Source organism: Saccharicrinis fermentans DSM 9555 = JCM 21142, from assembly GCF_000517085.1.
GTDB classification, from domain to species: domain Bacteria; phylum Bacteroidota; class Bacteroidia; order Bacteroidales; family Marinilabiliaceae; genus Saccharicrinis; species Saccharicrinis fermentans.
In genome coordinates this window covers 5,388,608-5,410,734 of record NZ_KI912107.1, presented here as the reverse complement: position 1 = coordinate 5,410,734, position 22,127 = coordinate 5,388,608, and the positions used below count along the sequence as shown (strand labels likewise).

Below are 22,127 nucleotides of genomic sequence, written 5' to 3'. Positions count from 1 at the left end.
ACTTCGTTTATTTATTATCTCACCAACAATACACTTCCTGTCTCGTTAAATACTGTTCCGCTTTTAAATGTACCGGTTGCCTTATACACATATACCGCTTGAGGAGATAAGGTTCCATTAAAGAAACCATTCCATCCTTCTTCAATATCTTCACTTTCGTAAATCAACTGCCCCCAGCGGTTAAATATCTGCACTTTATAACTTTCCACATCTTGATATATAGGTTTAAATATAGCTGTTTTATCCCCACTCACTGATGATGCCGCACCTCCATCAGGACGAGGCATAAAGGAATTAGGGAATACCAAAAATCCCTCCTGTCTAACCTCTACAGCATCCATTTTTACAATCTCATCTTCACAACCAAACTCACTGATTACTTTCAGAGAAACACTATAGAATCCGGTTTTTTCATATTCATAAGATGGATTCACCTGCGTTACAGTTTCACTGCTACCATCACCAAAGTCCCACAGATAACTCACTGCATCCACTGATTGATCATAGCATCTGACTGCGCCACCAGGAATATAAACAACTTCAGGTCCAACCGAAAATTCAGCAACAGGATGGTCATATACCAGTATATCTTTTTGGTAAGTACCATCCACATTATCAGGTCCAGGAGCCGTTAAAGTAACCGTATATTCTCCAGGATAATTAAACGTGTGTTTAGGATTTCTTTCCACAGATGTTTTGCCATCTCCAAAATCCCAGCTATAGGTAGATCCACCAGTTGACTGATTCGTAAACTGAACTGTCAAGGGGTAACATCCTTGGAAAGTATCCACCTTAAAAGCAGCATCAGGCACTAATTTATACTCAATACTCACATCATCGTAGGTGATACAACCATTTACATCCATCGTCCAGCGGAAAGTATTAACTCCCTCTTTTAAACCAAGCACGCGGGTATTGTAGAACGTAAGATCTTCAAAATCACCCTCACCGGCTACCACCGTCCATACAGCTCCCAGATCACCAGGATTAGAGGCTTTAAGTTCATAATTAGGCTCATAACTTATGTCATCCTCTCCAGCATATGGATCGGCCTTATTGGATATTATTTCCACCACATCTTCGGTTGTACAACTTCCATAAGCCACCTCCCACTTAAATTTATTTTCTCCCAATTCAAGATTACGCACGATACTTGTAGGACTGGTTGGATCATCAAAATCACCATGACCACTTAACACAATCCATGTTCCTGTTCCTGTTGTAGGGTTATTGGCGTTCAAGGTTAAATAATCTTCACAAGTCTCTTTATTAGTACCTGCTTCAGCCTTATCTGGAATATTATTTCGCACGACAATTTCATCAGAAGATATACAACTTCCCTTTTTAATATTCCACATCAATATGTTATCACCGTGTGTTAGGCCTTCTACTTTGGTTTTTGGATCCGTGTCATCGGCATAAATTGCATTACCAGATGTTCTGGTCCAATAACCAGCCCCTTGGGTAGGTTCATTGGCATCCAAAAAGGCATAGTCTTTACAATCACTAATATCCGGACCGGCATCAGCAACTGTAGGTGTATTATTGGTAATCACTATATCAGAACTATCTCTACAATTACCCTGACTAATCGTCCATCTTAAAATATTGACTCCTTCATTCAGGTTATACACTGTGGCCTGAGGTAAAGCAGGATCATCAAAATTACCACCACCTTCAACAAAAGACCACCTACCAACACCAAAGTCGGGAGCAGTAGCTTTAAGCACAATATCATTACTACAATACTCTTCACTTTTTCCCGCATAAGGTTCCGAAGGTGTATTATTAATAATCAGCACATCATCCTCTGAGCTACATAAACCATTGTCACTGGTTACCACCCATCTAAACACATTTTCGCCCTTAGATAAATTAGTAATTACAGCTTTCGGTTTATCCAACTGGTCAGCAGCTATAATAGCAGAACCTGTCACTATCTCCCATTTTCCACTACCTATTTCAACTTCAGTAGCATCTAACACCGTTTCTTCCACACAAAGCTCCTGGGTATTACCTGCATAGGATGTACTGGGCGAATGGTTAATAATCTCCACTTCATCCTCAGTAATACAACCTTTATAGTTGATAGACCACCTTAATCTATTCTTACCTTTGGCCAAATTTACCACTTCGGTAACCGCATCATGAGAATCAATGAATCGAGCCTGACTACCACCTCCCACAACGGTCCATGTTCCTATTCCGGGCTCTGCACTATTAGCCTCCAAAAAGGTTTCATCAGAACAGTTTTCCTGATCACCACCCGCAACAGCCTGTATTTTATTATAACTAATTTGTACATCATCGTACAGAACACATCCTTCATTCTCAACAGTCCACCTAAATATATTATCACCGAACTTGAGACTATCCACGCGTGTCGAAGGACTATATTCATCCTCAAACTTACCTCCACCTGAACGGATAGTCCAGAAACCTTCACCCACTTCAGGAGTAGAGGCACCCAACACGAATGTATTTTCACAGGTAGATTTATTATCTCCAGCCACAGGTAACGATGGTTCATTATTCACCACACGAACCTGACTAACAGAGGTACAAGAATTGTTTTGTATCGTCCATGTTAAAATATTCTCTCCTTTATCTAGATTTCGTACTGTTGTATATTGATTAAGGTTATCGTCGAAGTTAGCAGATCCAGAGCCACCCAGGATACCCCAGGTACCTTCACCGGGCAATGGATTGTTTCCTTCGAGGACTGCGGTATCTGCACAGTTCACCTGATCATAACCAGCATCTGCATCAATCAGGTCATTGGATATCACCACATCTGAGGTTGACGGACAACCATTGTTATCAATAGACCATCTGAACCTATTTTCTCCTTTTCCAAGATTCTTCACCAAAGTATTCGTTAAAGAAGAATCAACAATTTCACCCGAGCCGGAAATCAGCGTCCATGTACCAACACCATAAATTGGTGTATTAGCAGAAAGGCTAACCGTATCGGTACATACAGGCCTACTATGTCCTGCAAAAGCAACGGTCGGTTCATTATTAATAATCTCAATCGTATCCCTATTAATACAATCTGCATCCGCTCCTTCTACTTGTACTTCCCACACCAACACATTTTTACCAGGCGCAAGTCCATGCACATAATTACCATTAATTTCGCTGATATAATTGCCATCCTCATCTTTTCCTTTTCCTGCACCTTCAATGACACGCCAAGAACCTGTACCATATTTAGGGGCTGTAGGTCTTAGGTAAGCTGAATCGGCACAGACTACCTGATCTTCACCAGCAACAGCTTCAGAAGGCTCATAATTATATACCATGACCGTATCATAGGAATGACAACCTTCTTTGGTCACTTGGTATTTAATCACATTTCTACCGGGGGCTAATCCAGTAATGGTGGTTTTAGGGTCTGTCGCATCTGTAAAAAATCCGCCACCAGATAAAACAGTCCATTTCGCACTACCTTCCACAGGAGGCACTGCGTCAAAGGTAGTAAAATCACCACATACTGAAATATCATATCCAGCATCCGCATCCGTTGGTTTATTGTTAATAATGACAACAGTGTCTTCGGTAAACTCTGTTCCATCACCAGCAAATCTAAGGGTCCATTTCAGTACATTTCGGCCAGGACTGATATCATAAATCTTCACTTCTGGGTCGTTATAATGATCATTCTCAAACTTCACAAAACCACTCACCACTGTCCACTCTCCAAAAGTGTTTTCAGGCAAATTAGCATCCATATAGGTATAATCTTCGCAAAGATCCGTTTGATCCCATCCGGCTTCAGCCTGTGCCAAAGCACCACTCTGAACTTCCACATCCACATAATCGGAACAATTGAGTTTGCTCACTGTCCATCTAAATATGTTAATATTAGGAAATAGGTTACGCACTGTGGTTGATGGAGAATAAGGATCGTCAATATCACCCCTACCCTCCAGCAAAGTCCAAACACCAGAACCAACGACAGGATTATCAGCATACAATGGAGCATAGCTCTCATCCGTTGAGGTCCATGGAATAGCACTCACAGGAGTAGGTTTATTATTGGTCACAACCACCGTATCCGTGGTAACACAACCACCATTTTGAACAGTCCACACCAACAGGTTATCTCCTGAAGCCAAAGACTGAACTGTACCATTATGTTTCAATTCATCGTCATCATAAAAACTACCACTTCCTAATCCTGAAGCTACCGACCAAGAACCAGTACCCTCCGAAGGTAGAGTAGCATTTAATTTGGCCTCTGATTCACAAACTGCGGTATCAGCACCTGCGTAGGCATCCACATGGAAATTATGAACCGTAAATTCTACAGACGAAGAACAAGTATTATTGTAAACCGTCCAACGGTAAGTATTACTTCCTATGCCAATATCTTTAACGCCTGTATTATGAACTGTTCTATCATCAAACACACCATTACCATTCACCACCGTCCATATTCCGTTTCCATATACCGGATCAACAGCATTCAAATTAAGTTCATAATCACAAATATCAACATCGGTAACACTACCTTGAATCTCTGCTACAGAAGGCATATCATTGGTAATAACGACCTCATCATAGGATTCACAACCATTCCTTCTCAACGTCCAACGGAATACGTTACGTCCATTATTCGCTTGAGAAAGACCAGTAACCAGGGTGGTAGGACTTTCAGCATCCGCGAAGCTACCTGTTCCTTCAATAATAGTCCATTGTCCAATAGCACCACCAATAGTATCTGTACCAGCTAGCCAGATACTTCCATCGCAAGTAGTCTCATCTTTACCAGCATCCACATCAAAACTGTTATTTCTAATGGTAACTGTCTCCTTGGTAGTACATGATCCGTTTAATATATTCCAACTAAGCACATGATCACCCGTTAAAATATTTGAAATATGAATAGTAGGACTATTCACATCATCAATACTCACACTTCCTGACTCAATTCTCCAATAACCCGTTTCCCCGGCTGTAGGTACACTAGCTTTTAAGGTAGTGAAATCATCACCACAAGGAAGATCTTGTTTCGAAATAATTACATCCGATGCATTATAAATAATAGCATCCGTAGGTTTATTATTAATTACTTTCACTTCTGCGGAGCTAAAACAAGCACCTTTATAAATCGTCCACACAAAAGTATTTTCTCCCGATGCAAGATTAGTCGCAGTAGTTGTGGCATCACTTGCTGATAATATCATAGCGCCATCAGGAGTTGACCATAAGGCCGTTCCACTCGGAGCATCCACTGAACTAAGCGGTGTACCAGAGAGCTCCACAGTACCATCACAAACAGTATACTGGTTAGCTAAGGCATTCACCGTAACTTGATCGTTATAGATGATCACTGTATCTGATGTACCACAAGACGTTATAGTATTAGTAACAGTCCATACAAATATATTTTCCCCTTGCGACAAGTTATTCACTTTACCATTAGGGTTTATTTTATCAGTACTGGGATTTTCAAACTGAGCGGAACCTTCAATGATCGTCCATACTCCCTCTTCATCGGTAGATATCGGATCAGCATCTAGCGTATACTCCGTACCACATATTCTTTCATCCTCACCGGCATAAGGCACAGGAAGAGGCGTAATGTTCACCGTTAAGCCTGGAGACCAAGGCTCATCATTGCTACATGCATTGATAGGTCGTACGCGAATATCACCAGTAGCATAAGGCACATTAGGATCATGATCAACCACAATCGAACTTCCTGTAGCATCCCCAACAATGATTAGACCAGTAGGCACATCCCATTCATAAGATGCGGCATGAGTCGATATAGGGTTTATGGTATAAATCAAACCAGTTTCACCTTCACAAATATCACTTTCACCTGTAGGCGCAACAGTAATTTCCTCAGGTAATAAAGAAGCATTGACCCACCTCTCTTCTACAGGACTAGATCCACAGGCATTTTCGGCATATACACGAATATATCCACCTGAGAAAGTACGCTCAAAATCTACCAATACATTAGTCGTTCCATTTCCTGAAATAATGCTCATACCCGCATCTGCCGACCAAATATAACTAGTGGCATTATCAACTGCAGCAATCGAATAATCAATATGGGTAGCACCCTGACATACCTGACCTAAATCTGTTGTACTTGAGATACCAGCCACTTCTGCAGGCAAGGGGTTAACAATGACTTGCGCTTGAAGGGGAGATGAAATATCCATTACACACCCCTTGCTATCCACTACATTAATAATTTCATAAACTGTTGAGACACCATCGGGTGCGACCTCCCAATTATAGACTGTCCCGGTAGGAGACACAACCAAGGTACCTTCTACTCCATTGGCTGTATATGTAATCGTAAACGGCTTAATACCTTTTACCAATCCAATTTCTAGAATCGCCTTCTCCCCCTGACAAATATCGGTACTTCCACTAAGAGCCACTTGAGGCTTATCATTCACACTCACTGCTACCTCTCCTGATCCTGTATTACTACAACCATTTGCATCGGTGATATTCAAAACCATGTATTTTGCATCACCGACTGGCTGATCTGTAAAGTTATAGGTATAAGCATCTATCGTTTCCGTTTTAGAAGTGCCATTAAGCGCATCTCGCCAAGTTAACACAAAAGGTTTCACACCCGTCAAGACAACGGATAACTGTGCAGTACCATCTTCACACACCTCTGAAGGGCCAGAAATACTAGCAGTAGGTAACTCATTGACATTTACAGTGACTTTACTACCATCTGTTTCTCCTTGAGAACAAAGGCTACCATCTGTTTTATGAACTCTTGTAATTTGATACGTTCGAGTTGAAGATGGTGTAACCTCAATTTCATATGGAGTTTCATCTATATCATATTCCTTACTCTCAAAACCATCATAAAGAGTAATTCTGAATTTACCTTGACTGACAAAATCCCATGTCGCTAAATCGGTATTTACAGCCAATTTATAACTTTCTCCCAAGCAGATATAATCATCTCCGCTCACCGAACTTAAGGATACTTGAGCCTCGGGCTGCGTGATTAATTTAAAGTCTGAAACGGAACATCCTTCAGTAATTCGATCATCAGCAAGGTGCGCACCATCGTAAGCCGTAATCGTATAATTACCAGCCGGAATATTATCAAAGCTAAATTCTACTCCATCTTTGGCATCTAACTTGGTGGCCACTAACCCCTTCTCTAGACTTTCTAACAGTACCTTATAATTACCAGAAGCATCAGGTTTACCACCTGAGACAGTTACTTTAATTTCTCCAGTACTTCCTTCATAGCAGTCCACATCAGAAACATGGGTGGTAACAATACTTAGCGGTGTTGGTTCTTGTATGGTAATGGTCTCAGAAACTTGTACCCCCACTTCATCCGTAATGACAATAGTATAATCACCTGGAACCAGGTTATCAATATGCCATGAGGTATTATTTTCATCCACATTCACCCCTGGTCCACTAATCTGAATACGATAATAAGATCCACCAATTGGATAACCTCCATAAATAGAAGTAATATAAATTTCACCATTATCAGTGCCATTACATGGTGCCACATCATATTTAGTCTTATTGAATCCTAAAGCAGCACCAGGTTCTATCACTGTTAGGTTTATCAACACAAAAGTACATCCATTTTTGTCGGTAACCTCTACACGATAAGTATCAGCCTTTAAATCAGTTTGTACTCTATTATCGTCACCCACTTCAACACCTAAACTATTATACCATTTATAACTATAAGGCGCAACACCTCCTTCTACATCCACTGTAATTTTACCATCATCACCTCCCACCGTAGTTACATTCTCAATAATAGGGTTAGATAGTTTAACATGTGTAGCAGGTTGTTTAATTTCAATACCTGTCAAATCTAATTCACAACCTTCGTCATCTATTATTTTAAGATCATACAAACCTGCAACTAGATTAGTAGGATTCGCACCGCTTGCTAAAGACGGACCATTCCAAATATAGGTATAATCCCCAGCAACCGTTCCTCCCGAGGCACTTACTTTGATAGCACCAGTGGACTCTCCATAACAAAGAACATCTGTTATTTCAATATTATCAAAGGCTAATGGCATATCCGGGCCGTTAATCTCATAGGACTGTATCCATTTACAGTGCAAAACATCATCCTCAACTTCTAACTGATAAACCCCTGGCAATAAATTAGCATATTCAGCAGTTCCAACAACGCCATCCCATTTGTAGGTATAAGTACCAGAACCACCTGTCACAGAAGCAACCAGTTTTCCAGAAGCAACACCATAACACATATTAGATTCATATTCTTGCACTTCCACCTTCAATCCGGTAGAAGCACCCACATCAAAAGTATAAGTAAGAGTACAATCTGTTCCGGAAGGGTCTGTTCTACCGTCAGTAATTACTACTTGATATCTACCTTCACTAAGTCCGGTTTGTGTTTTATCGTTGACTTTTAACCTTGTTGGATCACCACCATAACCAGCTAAAGCAGTCCATTCATAACTATAATTACCGTCTCCCCCTACTACATCAAAGTTAATAGCTCCATTATTATTACCTGAACAATCCACTGGAGTAATACGCTCATTAATAATTTCAATAGGATGCGTAAGTGCAACAGACAATTCTTCCATACAGTTTCGCCCATCAAGAGTATCTGTTACTACAACAGAATAAACACCACCACTTAAGCCTGTTTGATCCTGAACATTACTTACCAGTCCTGCTCCATCCAAAGAACTCCAGTTATACATATACTTACCAACATCACCAGAACCACCTTCAACTATCAAATCTATTTCACCATCCAAACCATCACATTGCGTATCGGTAAGGTCTGCACTCAAAACGAGTTTATCATCTTGCACCACTGGTATCGTTAAACTTGCGACACATTTATTATCGTCTGTAACAGTAACCGTGTAATCATCAGCAGGTAAATTATATAGATTCTTATTGGTGGCTACATTACTTCCCACAACAGGATTCCAATTATAAGTATAAGGAGCAGTTCCGCCCATGACACCTATTTCAATTTGTCCATCACTCAATCCGAAACAAGAAACATTAACCACGGCAGGTGAAATAGCAAGCTCGGTTGGCTGCGTAATGGTAAAACTAAACTCTCTGGAACAATAGCTTCCTCCAACATTTTCATTCTTATCTGTAATGACTAAAGTATACTTACCAGCGACTAGTTCATCGATATTACGGTCGGTAGTGGTACTACCATCCGGATACGTCCAAAGGAAAGTAAAGGCTCCTGAACCTCCGTAAATATCAGATATATCAATGGCTCCATCGTCACTATTATAACATTTCAGATGCGTAACACTGTAATCAATACTAATTTCATCAGGAACAATTACATCCTTAGCAACCTCACACAAATTTTTATCTTTGACAGTAATAGTATAAGTACCTCCCTGATTAATGATCACATTTGTCGGATCAACTGGTACAGCAGGACTAAAGGCAGGACCATTCCATGAATATTCATACGTTCCAGTGCCACCTTTTACATTTTCAATTTTAAGAGTACGCTCAAAAGGCTCACAATCGGTATATTCAAAGTAGGCATTATAGCTAATAGCTGTTGGTTCATTCACCGTAAAATCCTGAGAAGCAACACACTGTTGTCCATCTAAAATCGTCTTCAGACTAACAGTATAAGTACCTTGAGGAAGCATAGACTGATCAGCTGTAGTGGCATCTCCAAAGGTAAAACCAGCTGGTCCACTCCAATTGTAATCTTCTCCAGTACCTAGCCCATTAACAGTAATATCAATGGCTCCTGATTCTTCACCATTACAAATTACATCCGAAACATCTCCCGTAATATCAATCGTATGCTTATAAGCAACTACAAAATCGAAAGCAACTGCACAATCACCTCTATCATGATCGATCACGGTTAATGTATAAGTACCATCTGATAAACCGGATTGATCTAGATTTGCATGATCCAAACCAGTACCTCCATCTATAGATTTCCAATTATAACTATAATTTGAAGTTCCAGTGATAACAACATTCTTTATACTTCCATTATTGACACCAAAACATGTAGCATTAACAACATCCGCAGTAGCATTAACATGCTCCAATACGACCTCTTGCAATACTTCACACTTACTAACAGCATCTGACAACACATCTTTTACCTTTATTTCGTAGGTATCCGCAGGCAAATTCTGAAGTAAAGGATCACTGACAACGACAGGAGCACCTGTAGAATTAGTAATAATTGACAATACAATATCAGCATCTCCGTCAGGACTTGCGGTGATCAAATACTTTTGATTTCCGGATGCATCTTTTCTACCCCCTTGTACTTCCAGAGTAATTTCCCCAGTATTAGGTGATTCACAATCGATCGACGCTGTATTAACTGTAAATTTTAACTCTTCAGGTTCCTCGATATTTATAGAATAAACATCACTTAAACATCCTTTGACATCTTCGATAGTAAGACTATAACTTTGAGAAACTAAATCTTCGATATTAAAATTAGTAACTCCACTACCTAGCGCATTCACATCGCCATTTAAGATATACTTATAAGGACCTGTGCCACCTTCTATATTTGTAATCTTAATAGTACCAGCATCATCTCCATAACAAGTTATAATATCATCCTTAGCAACAATAGCCTCAATCTTCTCAGGCTCAGCAATTTCAATGGCGGACGAGGTATAGTTACAAGAACTGCTCGTTGACTGGATAGTCACACGATATAAGGCAGCTTCTTTATTTGTTAAACTAGCTGCTGTTTCTCCAGATATCGTAGTCCAACCACTACCATTATCTACTTCCCAAACATAACTAAAACCATGACCACTTGGTCGTCCGGTAGGTGTGATACTAATTTGGCCATCACTACCTCCATAGCAAGTAACATGATTTACAGACTCTGTTATACCGAGTGGTTGCGGGTCACTTACCGGAACCACATCAGATTTAATGCAAGTACCACTAGTTACATGATATACATTCACTGTATAATTTCCGGCTTTGCTGAGGTTGGACTGAGTGGCTTCAGCGGTATAAGTATCCTGAGCAATCGTTAAACCATCGGGATCAATCCAAGTTACCATAAACGCATCGCCTTTAGGTGCAGCAGCATTATCCCAGGCATCACCTGTAATATCCACTGTTATTTTTGCAAGATCCCCATAGCACTCCTTGTCTGTTACTACATAGCCAACTATGGCAAAATCATCAGGTTGACCAACTGTTACAGTTTTAGTAACATTGCCACCAGCATCATCCACCACATTCACTTCATAAACACCATAAGGCAATGGAATCACATTACTTAAATTACTAGAATTAAGAGATCCTAGTACGGCTCCTCCTTTACTCCAGGTGATATCATAAGGAGGGTTCCCTGAATTAATTTTTACCTCAACACTACCATCTTCGCCATAACAAGCGGCATCAGTAGGTGTCAAGCTAAAATCAAGAGGAGCTGAAAGATCAATCAATGTAATATCGTACCTCCTTGTGCAAAGTATCACATTCGAAGCATCCCGAACGTTAACTATAAAATAATAATCACCTGCTGGTAATCCGGTTCTCGCCATGTTGGTAGAACCATCATCCCATTCAACATCATAATTCGAAGTAGGTCCACCAATAATATTATTAATAACAATTTCACCCGTACTCTGACCTCCAATAGCAATATGAGTAATGCTTGTATCTGCCTCAATTTCGTCAGGTTCACCTATAGGATAAGATGGAATTGGTAGGATAGAGCAGCCATTAAAATCTGTAATGGAAACGCTATAAGAACCGGGAGCTAGATTCGTAACATGTTCCGTTTTTCCACCATTGGCATCACTGATACCTGACCATTGATAAGTGTAAGGTTTAGTATCGATACCTCCAGAAACATCAATTTTAATTTCACCATTGCTATCTCCATAACATTGCACATCCTTTACAATAGTCGCCACTTGCGTTAATTCATCCGGCTCTGTTACGGTAATACTTGTGGGATAAGTTTTTACACAAGAAATATTATTAGCTTCTCGTATCATTAAGGTGTAAGTACCTGCAGCTATTCCAGTTAATGGAGATGCTTTAAAAGTAACGCCATTATCTATAGAATACTCAAATAAACCGGAAGAGCCATCTGTATACTTAGTATCTAAAGTAATCGTTCCATCACTCTTTCCATAACAACTAATGTTATCGATCACTGGTACAGATGTACTAAAATCCATTGGTGCATTTATAATAGCATCTGCAGTCGGAGAAGAAATACACCCTGTTACATTTTCATCCTGTACTTGAAAAGTATAAGTCCCTTTAGGTAAAATAAAAATAGCATCATCTTGCCATGTGTTGGTCTGAACACAATAGTAATCATAATTACCACTTCCTCCTTGCGCTGAAAGCGTAATGCTTCCATCGTTACCATCATAACAGGTAACATCACTTACTGCAATAACACTTGCTTTTATTTCATCTGGTTCCTGTACATCCAAGATCAATGTGGTAGACGAAATACAAGTAGGATTATTAAAATCCCTGACTTTAATCAGGTAGGTTCCTTTGGATAAATTGGAGAAAGTATAACTATTGATCTGGGCTATACTAGTCCAGGTAGCACCATTATCCAAACTATAATCATAATCTCCAGAACCACCTGAAGCTGTAACTGTTATCCAACCGTCATTCCCTCCATAACAAGTCACATCATGAATACCGGTTGCTGCATTATTCACAAGTAAAAGCTCATTGGGTTGAGTAACAGTAAAGCTACCTAAAGAATATTCACAAGATGAATTACCGGCATCCCTGACCAAAACCTCATAAGTACCGGCAAACAAATCATCAAAGCTATATGTATCAGAGTTAACTGGCACAGGTGTTACCCAGTCTCTAACCTCGTCACCCTGCAAACGGAACTCATACATCCCGGATCCTCCTACAACTTGAAAGGTAATGGAACCTGAATTATCATTATAGCAATTATTATGAATAATAACGCTTGTGGTTGGCACTAAGCTTATATCACTCAACTCTCCAACGGTATAAGGAGTGGCGGCATTATCATAAAGACAGCCTTCGGCATCCTCTACGCTAAGGGTATAATCACCTGGTTTAAGTCCTGATAAACTTTCAGTGTTAGTCGCCCCATTACTCCAAGTGATATTATAAGGAGAGCTACCACCCACAACGTCCACTTGAATACTACCATTAGAGACTGCTCCACATTCATTATCAGTAATATTGATCAGATTCACATCTAGAGAAGCACTTGGTTCAGTAATAGTGAATGTCTGCGTTATAGGTCCACAACTTGTTGGAACCGCATCCGAAATCGTTAAAAAATAATCTCCAGCTTCAAGTCCTTCAGCAAATTTTTCTGTTGATATGACTGTACCAGCGGGATGCTCCCATTGGTAAACATAATTACCACTTCCTCCTTGAGCTGTAACTTCAATCCTCCCTGTATTATCCGATTTACACTTCACTTGCGTATGTTCATCTAGCACATAACTTAGTGCAGAGACATCACTAAGTGTGACACTAGTAGAAACATAGGAACAAGAAATATTCCCTTTATCGCGCATCCATACAGTATAGTTGCCAGCTCCAATGCCAGTAACTTCGTAAGCATCAGTACTATTGTTTGCATCCACCCAAACAGCACCGCCTAAAGCAGGATCTGATTGCGTAAACTCATAAGTTCCTGATTCCCCTCCTGAAGCGCGTACAATAAAACTTCCATCTATAGCTCCATTACAAGTTATACCTATTTGTGATTCTTCCACAAGACTCAAGGCGGCTGGTTCAGTAATAGTAATAGGAGTAGTTACTTGAACATTACACCTATTGTATTTACTATCTCTATCGCGTACCCAAATATTATAGGTTCCGGCAAGCAAATTTTTCACTTGATATTGATCGCCCAAAGCCCCATAATTACTTTCCAGCCAGGTAGTAGGCGAAACACTTGGATCCGTTAATGCAAACTGATATGTTCCTGATCCGCCCGTTGCGGTAACTACATATGACCCATTGTTATCTCCATGGCACACATTATCAATATGTAAAGCAGGATCCACATCCTCAGCCAAAGTGAGCGGAGCATTTTCTCCAATATTTATATTAATTGATTGTACACATCCATTTCCATCGGTAACCGTTACACTATGTAAACCAGATGGCATTCCTGTTTCCGTATAATCGGTACCTCCTGTGGACCAAGAAATTTCATATCCTACCCCCGGGTAAATACTATAATCAGGCGTTCCTCCCAAAACAGAAATAGTAGCACTACCCTCACAAGTAAGATCCTCAATACAAGGCACACATCCCACATTGGTATTCAAAGTTCCATCCTCGGTAATCGTAATCTTAGAAGGTTCATCAATGACCACCTCCAATTCATCAATAGCTTCACAGGCAGCCGATGACATATCACGAACGGAGAATTTATAAGTAGCTGGTTTTAAACCATTAAACGTAGTAGATGATTGCCAGCTTATAGGAGACTCCACAACTCCATCAATAGAATAGATAGAATACTCATAAACTCCACTTCCTCCCGTTGTTCTTAAGGTAACGACACCATTATCTAGCCCAATACAGCTCACGTCTGTTTTAGAATCTTCCTCCAAAACTAATTCATACTGTTCAACAAGAATGCTTCCATTCATTATGGCATCACAACCATTTTGAAGTGCACGCACCGTATAAACGCCTTCGTCCGTAAATCGCATATCTGCAGCAGGCGTACCTTCCTGAAAGTAAAATGCGGAACCCGTTCCCTCAAAGGTTATAGGGGTAGAAAAAGGCAATCCACCAAATAACAGTTCATAAGTCACCCCAGTGTTAGAACCAGAGAGACCAATTTTCACACCACGATCAGGTGCTACATCATCTATACAATAGGCCCCATAAGCATTACCATTTTTATCTGAAACTGTAATATCAAATAAATTAGTTGGAGCACTTACAATTTCGATACTTTTTTCTGCATAAGTAGAACATCCCGCTCCATTCGTATATTCATAGCGAATGGTGTAAGGTCCTATGGACAAAACAGCAGGATTCAAAATGGCAACACCATCATCATCAACCACAATATTTCCTAAATCATCAGTACCTGCGTTGTCAATTCCATCCACAATATAAGGTGCAATACTAAAGTTACCCATTCCACCACTTGGCATATCCCCCCTTAATGTAATCGCAGAAGATGACAAACAAATCTTTTGTCCATCAGTAATTCCACTAAAAGTAACCGGATCAGCAGCCAATACTTCCACAGTTCTGGTAATAAAAGTATCGCAACCATCGCCCAATTGAGTGAATGACATGCTAATTTCATAAATACCAGAACCAACAGATGGATCTATATCCGCTGTATTGTCACCATTATCAGTCAAAAAGCTTGTTGGGTTTCCGTTTTTAGTAGCAGAGAAAGTGGCCTTCACTTTTGTAACATCCAATTCATTCGCTGATATGGTTTGAATACCGACATTTGAACAATATTCATCCAGCAGGCCGTCGATGGAAGCATTTACCGGAGTTACATAAACATCGAATATTTTTATAGGACTGGGGCAACTTTTTCCATTAACTGTGTGAATAACTGTATGCGTAATGGTATTGGCATTAGGCTGATAAAGCACAGAAGCATCGCCAGGGTTAAATGATCCACTAACCAAACCAGTACCACTAGCCCCGTTACCTGTAAATACAGAAGAAACATCACCTACCGCATTATTCACTAAATCATCATGACCTTTCAATACCACAGCAGCATCATTGACACAGTAGTTAGCTTGTGCAGTAGCAAATGGTAATCCACCAATCGTAAATGTTGCATCCAACTCTTCAATAATCTCAATTTCAGAAGTTAAGGTATTGGCACAACCGGAGGCATCCGTATATTTATAAACTACCTGATAAGTACCTGCTCCATGATTAGCAAATAAGGTTGCTGGAATAAAATCGTAAGTACTGTTTGGTTGATTGAGTGCTACCGTATTAGCAGCAGGATCAATAACGTCAAACCATGTGGGTGAGGTAGCAGGATCTGGAGTAACACCATTTACTTGCCCAATTAAAGTATAGGCGTTTCCATCAGAAGAACAGTATTCAGTAGGAAAATTCAATAAATTCAGAGGTGTCCCAATTTGAATAGTTTGAGAAGTAGCTCCCTGACAACCATTTAAATCAGTATAATCCAATGTAATAGTATGACTACCAGCCCCTGCCTCAGCAGGATCAAAAGTCGCAGTTCCATCTGCATTATCAGTTATTCCGGGACCTGAAAAAGTGATTGTACCATCACCTGGCTCCGTAATTAAAACGCCTGACAAATAAGGAGTAAGCGTTACCGAGGGAGCTGTTTGACAAACATTATTAGGTAAGCCTGTAAAATTTAAATGGGTGCTATAGTCAGGTATCAAAGTAACTGTCTGACAAACTGTCTCATCACAATTATTCGCATTCACATAAGTGTAACAAACATTTAAATCTACTGGTCCAAGAGCTGTAAGCGCTGCGCCTACATTAATCCAAGCCCCACCGCCAGCAGTCGCATTTTGATCCCACCAATTACCTTTATGCAAACTCCCGTCATATCCTGTAATGGAAAAAGTTCCTGTGGAACCTATAGCACTTCCGTCTGGAGAAGCATTAAAAGAGACAGTTCCTGCATCCGCACAATAAGAATCGGCCAGTCCATTTAAATTAACAACCGGTAAAGCATTAACAACAATATCTTTTTCAATACTATTATAACAACCCTTCGTATCAGTATACTGATATTTAATGGTGTTAGTACCAATACTAGCCTTTACAGGAATTAATACATCCGTAGAGGAAGGATCCGGATTAAAGATACTACCCCCAATGGCCACACCTGGTCCACTAAATGTTGCACCACTTTGGTTACCAGTCAAAGAAACCAAACCATCATCTTCACAAAATTCATAAACACTACCAGGTGTATCAAAGGTCAACACTGGAAGTGGGTTTACAATAACAGTTATATCATCACTGGCCACACAACCTTGGTCAGTAGTAGCGGTTACCGTATAAGTATCGGTAGCACTTGGTTGAACAGCGATAGTTTGACTAGCTCCTAAGCCATCACTCCACACATAACTACCTCCTGCTCCCGCACCATCTGCTGAAATACTGATAGAAGAACCCAAACAAACTTCAGGTGAAGCAGGATCAAATTTAATCACCGGAACCGGATCCACATAAATAGTAGCTGTTCCTACTGGATCTACAGGAGAACAACTCGCTGCATCAGTTAAATTCTCAACATGATAAATAGTCTGCGCGTCACTGGGATTTACCGTAATAGTATAAGTACCCAAACTATAGTTAACAGCATTTACAATCGTATTACCCTTATCATCAACAATATCAAAATTAAAAGGCGCATTACCCGTCAAAAGGACACTTAAAGTAAAATTGCTAGACTCATTTGCGCATCGTCTATTAGGCATGATAGCAGATATGGCTGCACTCGGCTCTACCACTTCTTCAACCGTAATCCTATTAGACATTTCAACCTCACAAGCACCGGAACCAACACTTGCCATTACCCTATAAATGCCTTCTTTTTTATTACTCCAAACAATGTCACTTCCGTCAGCACCATACCTCACAGCACCTTCATCATCCCAATCGACACCATTAAATTTTTGCAATTGGTATCCTGCAGAAGATTCCACACTGCTTAATGTAAAATTCACATCACTTAAGGACTCCGATTTACAATACTTTGTTTTATTAGCGGATAAAATCAATACATCAGGTTCCTCATAAACCTTTAGAGAACCTGTCATTACACGCGTACATGAGCCACTGACTGCCCTCACGGTATAAATACCTTCAGTCACTTGATCTCCAAAACTTAACACCCCATTAGCATCAGCGTCGTTTCCTTGTTTTGTTAACACAGGAACCCCATCTCTTAATAGAACATACTCCACAGAAGCCTCTGCGGGATTAGCAACCGTTCCTATAGAAATCTCACCCGAAGGACACACTGTGCCTGTTATGTTTAAAGGTACATCTTTCGGTTGCGGACTAATGGTTGCAGTGCCACTCATAGTAGATGTACAACCTGACGCATCCTGAGCCACTACATAATAAGTACCTATGGCAGTAACTACAGGTGTAAAAGACAATGCTCCTCCCGGAGAACTTGAAATAGTTCTAACGTCGCTCACCGGATTTATACCGTCATCATACTTTAATATATAGTCCATTCCGACTGTACTATTTAGCAGCTTCACTGTTAAATCGGTCCCTTCACATACCGTACTTGTATTAATACTATATACGAGCGGAGTGGTACCGAGCGATACCGTATTGCTCATTGCTACACTGGCACAGCTACCATTCGAAGCAACAATTTTATATTCACCAGGAACCGTTAGTGTCTGTGGACCAAAATTAATAGAACCAGCCACCACGGAGGTTTGCGAAACGCCCACCTGCGTATTAGTAGGATCCAATAAGGAATAGGTGACGCCCACATCAGAATTAGCTAATTCAATGGTATAACTAGATCCCGGGCAATAAGGTCCGCTTTCTACAAAACTGATACTATAGGCATTGGGCGCCTGCGATAACACATATGGACCTCCATTCATAAGTAGGTCACTTCCGCAAGAACTCTCGGCATACACAGAATATGTTCCTGGTGTCGCCGGGTTCCACATATAGGGAGAACTGCTAATATCACTTCCTGCTACGCGTCCACTTGAGGCTTCATACAAATAATAGGTTACCCCTGATTGGGCATCGCCAGCGGATATACTAATACTCAAAGCATTTGGTGTACAATTATCCGATCCACTCACTGTGACAACATTTGGAACATCCTCTACTTCGATAGTAGCATCCATATTCACAGCAGCACATAATCCGTTATCAGCCTCTATAGTGTAGGTACCTGCTTCACTTAGCATCACTCCCCCTGATGAAAATTGCAGAGCTCCTCCACTAATACTGGTTTCTGAATCAATCGTTACGCCAGAAGGGTTCACCAATGAATAAGTAACGCCTGCTTCAGAATTTGCCATATCAACAGTAAAACTATTTCCTACACAATAAGGGCCAGACTCAACAAAACCAATCGCATAAGTGGTAACAGGTGAATCTGATAATACAAAAGGCCCTCCATTCATTAATATAGGTGCAGCTGGATCACAAGGGTTTTCGGCGTATACGGTATAAGATCCTACCGTACTGGGACTCCAGTTATAGGGAGAAGTACTTATTTCACTACCTGCAACCTTTGTTCCTCCTTCTGCTAAATAATACGTTACGCCAGCTTCCGCATTTGCATCTGAAATACTAATACCCAAGGAACTAGGTAGACATAAATTATTACCACTAACAACAACCTCCTTGGGAACATCTGTATATACGAAGGTTACATCTGCAACACTCGATAAATCAGCCTTACATCCATTACCATCTGTAACACTGATAAGTTGAACAGAAATATCTGCCACACGATCCGCGTCTCCATGATTAATTGGAATGGTAGTATTACCGCTAATAGAGAACGGAGAACTACTAACCGAGGAACCATCTTCCTGAAAATCTACCTCATACGGACTCAGTCCGCCGCTCACTTCAATCTTAATAGTGGGCTGATAAGGCCCACAGGGTGTAGGATTATCAGTCACAAAAGAATCTACCGAAGGAAAATCAGTGTTTACAACTAAGTCAACGGAGTATACCGTTCCCCCATCAGCTGTCCATTCTAAGGTATACGGACTCCCAGCTAACGAATATCCAAATATTACGTCATCACTTGCTGTCGCAGTTCCATTGTCATTGATCGTTAAACCGGCATCATTCGTCCATGCCCCATTCGCCAAATCTGCAGGTATAATAGCAACAGCATCCAGCGCATCGGCACCGCTTACTGTTGTGTTCCCACAAGTATAAACTATTTGGGAATAAGCACTGATAGATAATCCAATAAAAACAAATACAAAAATAAGACTCCGGAAAAGTGTTTCTCCTCCAAGTCTGGCTCTTTTTAGGTTGTGTGTTTGATCGTTCACCATATATGTAATTTTAGTCCCCTTAGATTCGTTCAAAAACAAATCTATCCATTTCTACGTCTTTTATGTAAAAAATGTTCGCTTAAATTCAATTAATTTAAGCTGTCCCCATCATTTTATGTCGATTTATTAAAGCACTCACTGGCAACTATCTGAGTCAGGACTATTTGCAGCCCTCTCACTAGTTTAGAATTATCCACAAATAAGTTCTACTGACTATAAGCACCTATATCGGTTTCCAGGTAAAGATTTTAATAGTCCATCAAACTCGAGTTTTAGCAGCAGTGAAGATACTCGAGACACTGGTATTCCAGACGAAACACTTAAAAAATTAACAGAGACCTCTTTTTCCCTTTTAATCAACTTATAAATCAGCCCCGCCTCCCCCGTTGGTTCCTCGAACAGCGACAGTTGCTCCGCAGCCTTGTACCCATTCTCCGGTTCCCAATTCAAGGCATAAAGCAAATCCTCCGCATTCTCCACCATCGCAGCCACTTGTGACTTGATTAACTTGTTACACCCCTTACTGAACTCATCATCCACCCTACCGGGTAGGGCCAACACATCCCTGTTATACGATTGCGCCAGGTAAGCGGTAATCAATGCCCCACCTTTAATGGCTGACTCTACCACCAATGTAGCATCAGTTAAACCTGCCACAATACGGTTTCGCTTTACAAAATTCGGTTTATCCGGTACCGTTCCACTTCTATATTCAGTCAATAAAGCACCATCTGTCATCAACTCCTCTGTCTCCGGCGTATGCATTTTAGGATAAATGCGATCTAAACCGTGGGCCAAAACAGCAATAGTAGGCAAACCAAACTCTAAAGCTGCTCTATGTGCACAAATGTCAACCCCATAAGCCAACCCACTTACGATAGTAATAGATGGGTTGTTTTTAGACAATTCACAAATAAAATTCCGGCAATTACGTTTACCATCCTCTGTTACCTTTCGAGTACCTACTACGGCCAACATTCTCTTTCCTGTTAACGCATGCTTTCCTTTACTATATAGCATCACTGGCCCATCATCACAATTATTCAAACGGGCAGGAAAACCATCGTCCAAAAAAAAATGGGTCCTGATATTATTTTTTAGAACAAACTCAATCTCCTCTTCTGCACGCTCCATCACATGAGAGTTAGAAATAACAGAAGCCTGTTTTTCACCTACCCCAGGAATTTTAGCCAACACTCGCTCCTTCTCCGTAAAAACAGCTTCTATACTTCCAAGATAGGCAATCACATTCCTAATTAGCCGTGGCCCTAAACCTTTCACCAGACTAATGGCGATTTTATATTTTAACAGACTATCCAAAACCAAGGTTTTTTTTCAGCGCAGCAAAAATAAAAATAAAGTTCTATTTAACCTAATAAATACAACCAACAAATACCAACAATCATTTTACATTTTAAACACATTTCCAACTAATGGAAAAATAATGTCATTTGGTCAAAAAAAACAGTACAATACTATTATTTGGAGTTTGACTTCAATGCATCATAATACAATTTAAAATCCCGCATATCCTGCTTCGAAAAAGCAGCAATAAAAATAGGCGGATATCTGGTTAACTGACCAGAAGACGTCTGAAATAGAACAAGTTTTCTCCGATAAAACCTATTACCTTTAATTTCATACTTAACCAATGCTGCAATAGGTATCCGAAACATTTTATATTCTCTACCAAAAGGAAATACATTATAAAACTTCACTTCCACATCATCACCAGAAGTATTCATTTCACAATAAAAATACCCACCACTCATAAAAGTCACAATTGCACCAATCATTACAATACCACTTATCCATTGCAACCAAGCATACGTCAAAAGTTCAACAGTAAGCGAACATAAAAAAAGTGCGATCAGTAAAACCACTAAAAAGGTGAATATCATTTGAATATTGCTGGCCGTCTTTTTATTATTCATAGTTGTCTATATTTTACAGTAAATTAAAATAAAATTGACCAAACCGCAAAACCACCACATCTTACTAAACAAAAGGACTCCTTCAGTACACATCTACTAACACCTCATTACCAATATATTACCACAATAGCTTTCCATTTACACACCTTTTAAAGCC

3 protein-coding genes are annotated in these 22,127 nt (G+C 40.2%); all 3 read right to left on the bottom strand.

Annotated features, from left to right (window positions below):
- Positions 1-14: 14 nt before the first annotated feature.
- The 3 genes from CYTFE_RS0122175 to CYTFE_RS0122165 all read right to left on the bottom strand — a co-directional run bounded on the left by CYTFE_RS0122175 (position 15) and on the right by CYTFE_RS0122165 (position 21,970).
- The gene (locus CYTFE_RS0122175) at positions 15-20,036 is read right to left on the bottom strand and encodes a PKD domain-containing protein (protein WP_027473617.1); all 20,022 of its coding nucleotides are present in this window, start codon (positions 20,034-20,036) and stop codon (positions 15-17) included.
- Positions 20,037-20,249: 213 nt separating this feature from the next.
- Positions 20,250-21,356 (bottom strand): DNA-processing protein DprA, encoded by a 1,107-nt coding sequence (gene dprA / locus CYTFE_RS0122170; protein ID WP_027473616.1) that lies wholly within the window; start codon positions 21,354-21,356, stop codon positions 20,250-20,252.
- Positions 21,357-21,514: 158 nt separating this feature from the next.
- Entirely contained in the window at positions 21,515-21,970 is a 456-nt protein-coding gene (locus tag CYTFE_RS0122165; RefSeq protein ID WP_027473615.1) for a hypothetical protein, read from the bottom strand.
- Between the last annotated feature and the right edge of the window lie 157 nt (positions 21,971-22,127).